Source organism: Micromonospora sp. CPCC 205546 (assembly GCF_036902715.1).
Lineage (GTDB): Bacteria > Actinomycetota > Actinomycetes > Mycobacteriales > Micromonosporaceae > Micromonospora.
In genome coordinates, this window is record NZ_JBAKHL010000134.1 from 1 (window position 1) to 5,583 (window position 5,583).

Here is a 5,583-nt window from a genome sequence, read left to right on the forward strand (position 1 = left end):
CGGCTGCGGACTCGGGGCGCGTGGGCTCCCGGCCGGCCGCGGCGCGCGGGGGGCACGCGGGCGCGGGACCGGGCACGGCGGGTGGCCGGTGCCCCGCGTGGCGGGTCACGGCGCGCGGGGGGCCCGCGGGCACGTGGCGGGTCACGGCAGCGCTCCGGGCAGTTCGACCCGGAAGCGGGCGCCCCCGCCGGGGCGCTCGTCCGCGCTGACGGTCCCCCGGTGCGCGGCGGCGTGCTCCGCGACGATGGCCAGCCCCAGCCCGGTGCCGTCGCCGCCGGCCCGCGAGTGCGCGGCCCGGCCACGGACGAAGCGGTCGAAGATGACGTCCCGGTCGCCGGCGGGCACGCCCGGCCCCTCGTCGTCGACCTCGACGACGCCCGTCCCGTCGCGCTGCCACAGCCGCACCGCCACCGGTCCGCCAGCGTGGCGCAGCGCGTTGTCGACCAGGTTGGCGAGGATCTGCTCGACCCGGCGCTCGTCGACCAGCCACGTGCGGACGGCGTCCCGGTCGGTGCGTACGAGGGTGTCCGGCAGCCCGCGCGTCTGACAGGTGCGGCGGGCCAGCGCCGCCACGTCGACCGGCGTCCGGTCGACCGGATGGTCGCTGCGGGCGAGCTGGATCAGGTCGTTGACCAACTGCTGGAAGCGCGTGATCTCGTCGGCCACCAGCCCGGCGGCGGTGGCGGTGCGGTCGTCGAGGTGCGCCCGACGACGGGCCAGGACGCTGGCCGCCGCCGACAGGGTCTGCAACGGCGAGCGCAGCTCGTGGCTGACGTCGGCGGCGAAGCGGCGGTCCCGCTCGATGCGCCGGGAGAGCTGGTCGACCATGTGGTTGAAGGACGTGGAGAGCCGGGTGAGGTCCGGGTCGGTGGTGGCGGCCAGCCGGGCGGAGAAGTTGCCCGCCGCGATCTCCTGCGCGGCGTCGGCCACCGCCGTCAGCGGCCGCAGACTGTGCCGGGTGGCGTACCAGCCGAGGGCGGCGCCGGATCCGGCGACCACGATGGCCACTGCGGTCAGCGCCAGCGCCAGGACCCGCAGGGTCTGGTCCAGCTCGCGCAGCGACGTCAGCTCGTAGTAGCTGGTGGACGGGGCCAGCGGCAGGCCGACGAGCAGGGTGGGCTGGCCGTTGACCCGGACCCGCTGCACCGCCGGTTCCCCGGCGTGGACGAGCTGTTGCAGGTCGACGGGGATGGCGGCGGTCAGGCCGGCGTCGGCCGTACGGGCGTACCAGTCGTCGCCGCGGTGCAGCAGCGGCCGGCGGTTGCCGCCGGTGTCGAGGGACCGCAGCACCTCCACCACGTCGGGGTTCTCGGTGTCCAGGCCCGTACGCACCACCGCCGCGTCGAAGTACGCCGCCCGCACGGCGGTGCGCTCCCGCTCGTCGAGCAGGGACCGCCTGGTCAGCTCGTACGAGACCAGCGCCATGGACGCGGACAGCAGCAACGCGCCGACGGCGAACCCGGCGGACACGCGGGCCCGCAGTCCCAGCCGTCTCATCGGGTCAGCTTGTAGCCGAGGCCGCGCAGGGTGACCAGGTGCCGGGGACTGCCCGGGTCGTCCTCGATCTTCTGCCGCAGCCGACCCACGTGCACGTCGACGAGCCGCTCGTCCCCGGTGTCGTAGCCCCAGACCCGTTGCAGCAGCTGGTGGCGCGACAGCACGCGACCGGCGTGCTCGGCCAGCTCGCACAGCAGCCGGAACTCGGTGCGGGTGACCTGCACCGGCCGGCCCGCCCGGCGCACCTCCCCGGCGTCCGGGCTGATCTCGAGCTGCCCGAACGTGAGCACCGGCACGGGGTCGGGCACCGCCCGGGCCCGGCGCCGCAGGGCACGCAGCCGCGCCGACAGTTCCTTGATCGCCACCGGCTTGACCACGTAGTCGTCCGCCCCGGCCTCCAGCGCCGCGACGATGTCGTGGGTGTCGTCGCGGGCGCTGACCACCACGATCGGCACGTCGTCGTCGCGGCGCAGCCGCCGGATGCACTCGAAGCCGTCCAGGCCCGGCAGCATCAGGTCGACCAGCACGGTGTCGGCCGGCTCGTGACGTTGCCTGAGCAGCCCTTCCTCGGCGGTGGCCACACCCCGGACGCGGTAGCCCTCGTCCTCGAGCGCGAGCAGCAACGCCAGACGGATCCGGTCGTCGTCCTCGATCACCAGCACGTCCGTCATACCGGCATCATCCCCAAGGCGACGAGCGTCGCCCAACCGTGTCCGGCGTTCGGGGGTTTTGTCACGCAACTGTCATACAACCGCGTGGCCGACGCCACGGGCGACGTCGAGGGTGGTGGGGCACACCCGTGGTCCGGCTGCCGTCGGCCGACCGGTCCCGGAGGGGGGATCAGAATGACCGTCGCCGGTCTCGTCACCGCGCTCGTCGTCGGTCTTCTCGTCGCCGGTGTGGGCTGGCGGCTGACCCCGCACCGCAGCGAGGTGCCGGTCTGGCTGGTCCTGGTGGCGGGGGTCGTCACCGCACTGCTGGGCGTCATCCTGGCGCGCATCGTCGGCCTCGACACCGACCGGTCCGGCGGGTGGAGCATCGGCGTGCCGGCCGGCTCGGCCGTCCTCGGCGTCGCCCTCGTGGCGGCCACGGCGGGTGGGGCGCGCCGCGCGGCCGCCCCGCCGCGCGGGCCGGACCTCGACACCGCCCCGACGCCGCCGGTCGGGGGCCGGCGCGTGGCCCGGCCCGACCTCCCGTGGAGGAAGACACCATGACCGTCGTACCGGACGAGCACCTGATGACGTTGATCTGCGACAGCTGCGGGGACACGACCACGGGCACCGCGTGCGTCCTGCCCGACGCCGAGGTCGTCTGGACCCTGGTGGCCGAACACGGCTGGAGCGGCTCGCCCTTCGCCACGGGCCCGCACCGCTGCCCCCGGTGCAGCCTGGCGGGCCTCGGGGTGGAAGGCGGCACCACCGGGAGGGGCCGGCAGCCGGGGGGCGGTGTGCTGGGGGTCGACCACCTCGACGACGTCGCCGTGGTCACGGCCGCCGGGGACATCGACGTGGACACCGCCGACGGGCTGCGGACCGCCCTGCGGCAGGCCGTGGAGGTCTGCGGACACGTGGTCGTCGACCTCACCCGGGTCCACCTCATCGACGCGGGCGGGCTCGGGCTGCTCGTCCGGGCCCACCGCGACGCCCGCGAGCGGGACGCCGTGCTCTGTCTGGCCGCCCCGTCCCGCTTCATCCGCACGGTGCTGCACACCATGCGGCTCGACGGACTCTTCCCGATCTTCGCCAGCCCGGAGGAGGCCGTCCGCCGGCTCTCCCCGGGCGGGGCGGTCGGGTTGACGGCCGCCGTCGTCGGGCGTGACCCGGGCGGGCCGCCCCGGGCGACGGTGTCCGACGCGCTGTCCCGCTGACCGACCGCCACCGGGTCCCGGGCGTACCCCCGGGTCCGCACACCATCGAGAGGAGCACGCGATGCTCACCCCCTGGCCCTACCCGGACGAAGGCGGGCTGCGCCCCGAGCCACCGGGACCCGCGCCGGACGCCGGGGACGGCCGGCTGGCGGCGCTGGTCGCCCAGCGGCTGAGCAGCGACTGGACCACCCGCCGGCAGCAGATCGTGGTGACCGTGCAGAACCGCGTCGTCATCCTCGCGGGCATCGTCGCGGGCCCGGACACGCGGCGGGTGGCCGGGGAGATCGCCTGGGACGTCGAGGGCGTCGTCGACGTCTGCAACGCCCTGCGGCTCGCCGGCGCCCGCCGGCCGCGCCTCTGACCGCCGGCGTGCCCGCCACCGCCCGGCCGCCCCGACCGGGCGTTCAGGCGGCTGGCTGGTCGACCGGGCAGGCGTACGCCGTGCGACCGCCGAGCCGCCACGCCCGCACACCGGCACCGCAGCGCCGGCAGGTCGACCGCTTGTAGACCCACCGCTCGTCCGGCGCCGCCGGGTCGCTGACCACCTGCCCGGCGTCGCGGCCCAGCGACAGGTGCCGCACGGCGAGTTCCCACAGCCGTCGGGCCGTCGCCGGCCCGACGGCCCGGGCGTCCGGGTCGAGGCCGGCGAGGAAGAGCAGTTCCGCCCGCCAGGCGTTGCCCAGGCCCGCCCACACCGCCTGGTCGAGAAGCGCCGCGCCGACCGCGCCCCGGGCGGCGCCGAGCCGACGCACGGCCTCGTCGCCGTCGGCGTCGACGCGCAGCGGGTCCGGCCCGAGCGAGGAGCGCAGCGCGCGCTCGCCGTCGCCCGTAAGCGGCGCGCAGCGCAGGGGCGCGATCAGGTCGTACGCGGCGCCGGCGCCGGCCAGCCGCAGCCGCACGCCCGCGCGGGGCGGAACGGCCGGGTCGTCGTACCGCAGGAACAGCCCCCGCATGCCGAGGTGCACGTGCAGCGTCGGGGCGTCGTCGACGTGGTAGAGCAGGTGCTTGCCGTACGCCTCCACGGCGCGCAGCAGCCGCCCGTCGTACGGGCCGACGTCCAGGCGGCCCTGTGGGCTGGACACGGCGAGGACCTGCCCGGCCAGCGCGGCGTGCTGCTCGCGCCTGTACGGCGACGAGACGAACGTCGCCCGCTGGGTACGGATCAAGACGGAGGCCCTGGTGCTGGGGGTGAAGAGGTCCCTCACCGCCCGGCCCAACGGCCGTTCGGCCGACTTCATCGCCCCGTCCACGGCGAACGGCTGCGCGATGGCGTGCGCCTACTGCTACGTGCCGCGCCGCAAGGGCTACAGCAACCCGGTGACGGTCTTCGCCAACATCGACCGGATCACCGGCTACCTGCGTCGGCACGTGGGCCGGCAGGGCGTCAAGGGCGAGCCGAACCAGTGCGACCCGTCGGCCTGGGTGTACGACATCGGCGAGAACTCCGACTGTTCGCTGGACGCGCGGCTCTCCGACAACGTCCGGGACCTGGTCACGCTCTTCCGGGACCTGCCGACGGCGAAGGCGACCTTCGCCACGAAGCACGTCAACCGCGATCTGCTCGACTGGGACCCGCGGGGGCGCACCCGCGTCCGGTTCTCGCTGATGCCGGCCCGGGACGCGAAGCTGCTCGACGTCCGGACCTCCCCGATCGCGCAGCGCCTCGCCGCCATCGACGACTTCGTCGCGGCCGGCTACGAGGTGCACGTCAACTTCAGCCCGGTGGTGGTCCGCGACGGCTGGTTGGACGACTGGGCGGAGCTGCTCGACCAGCTCGACGACGCGATCGGGCCCGCCGCCAAGGCGCAGCTCGCCGCCGAGGTCATCTTCCTCACCCACAACGACCGGCTGCACGAGGTGAACCTCGGCTGGCACCCGAAGGCCGAACAGGTGCTCTGGCGGCCGGAACTCCAGCAGCCGAAGCGGTCGCAGACCGGAGGCTGGAACGTGCGGTACCGCACCGGTGGCAAGGGCGCCTACGTGGCGGCCCTGACGGACCTGATCGCCGCGAAGGCTCCGTACTGCCGGGTGCGCTACGCCTTCTGACCCGCAGTCCCGTCCGACTCACGGAAGAAGTCGGTGACGCAGTTCAGGGCCACCCCCGAAAGGGTGACCCTGAACCGAAAGATTGTCCGGCGGTGTCCTACTCTCCCACACCCTCCCGAGTGCAGTACCATCGGCGCTGGAGGGCTTAGCTTCCGGGTTCGGAATGTAACCGG

General features: G+C 75.0%; 7 protein-coding genes and 1 rRNA gene. 4 read left to right on the top strand and 4 right to left on the bottom strand.

Annotated features, from left to right (window positions below; genetic code table 11):
- Positions 1-141: 141 nt before the first annotated feature.
- A complete protein-coding gene (locus tag V6U77_RS29430; RefSeq protein WP_334610006.1) occupies positions 142-1,497 on the bottom strand; it encodes a sensor histidine kinase in 1,356 nt (451 codons plus the stop codon).
- Positions 1,494-2,168, bottom strand: a complete 675-nt coding sequence (locus V6U77_RS29435) for a response regulator transcription factor (protein WP_334610007.1) — start codon at positions 2,166-2,168, stop codon at positions 1,494-1,496. Before V6U77_RS29435 ends, V6U77_RS29430 begins: the two co-directional genes overlap by 4 nt.
- A 174-nt stretch (positions 2,169-2,342) precedes the next feature.
- On the opposite strand from V6U77_RS29435, the gene V6U77_RS29440 reads away from it, so the two are divergent.
- From V6U77_RS29440 to V6U77_RS29450, 3 genes are all read left to right on the top strand, one after another.
- Entirely contained in the window at positions 2,343-2,711 is a 369-nt protein-coding gene (locus tag V6U77_RS29440; protein ID WP_334610008.1) for a GlsB/YeaQ/YmgE family stress response membrane protein, read from the top strand.
- Positions 2,708-3,364 (top strand): STAS domain-containing protein, encoded by a 657-nt coding sequence (locus V6U77_RS29445; protein WP_334610009.1) that lies wholly within the window; start codon positions 2,708-2,710, stop codon positions 3,362-3,364. The genes V6U77_RS29440 and V6U77_RS29445 overlap by 4 nt, the downstream gene beginning before the upstream one ends.
- Before the next feature lie 61 nt (positions 3,365-3,425).
- Positions 3,426-3,725 carry a BON domain-containing protein gene (locus tag V6U77_RS29450; protein ID WP_334610010.1) on the top strand — a complete coding sequence of 100 codons (300 nt, stop codon included), beginning with the start codon at positions 3,426-3,428 and terminating at the stop codon, positions 3,723-3,725.
- A 43-nt stretch (positions 3,726-3,768) separates the two neighbouring features.
- Here the strand turns inward: V6U77_RS29450 and V6U77_RS29455 are convergent, their stop codons facing one another.
- The gene (locus tag V6U77_RS29455) at positions 3,769-4,530 is read right to left on the bottom strand and encodes a DNA-formamidopyrimidine glycosylase family protein (RefSeq protein ID WP_334610011.1); all 762 of its coding nucleotides are present in this window, start codon (positions 4,528-4,530) and stop codon (positions 3,769-3,771) included.
- Positions 4,531-4,543: 13 nt separating this feature from the next.
- Between V6U77_RS29455 and V6U77_RS29460 the strand changes: the two genes are divergently transcribed.
- A complete protein-coding gene (locus V6U77_RS29460) occupies positions 4,544-5,410 on the top strand; it encodes a spore photoproduct lyase family protein (RefSeq protein ID WP_334610012.1) in 867 nt (288 codons plus the stop codon).
- A gap of 84 nt (positions 5,411-5,494) precedes the next feature.
- Here V6U77_RS29460 and rrf read toward each other — a convergent pair.
- Positions 5,495-5,583: ribosomal RNA gene (rrf, locus tag V6U77_RS29465) — 5S ribosomal RNA — on the bottom strand; the annotation flags it as partial.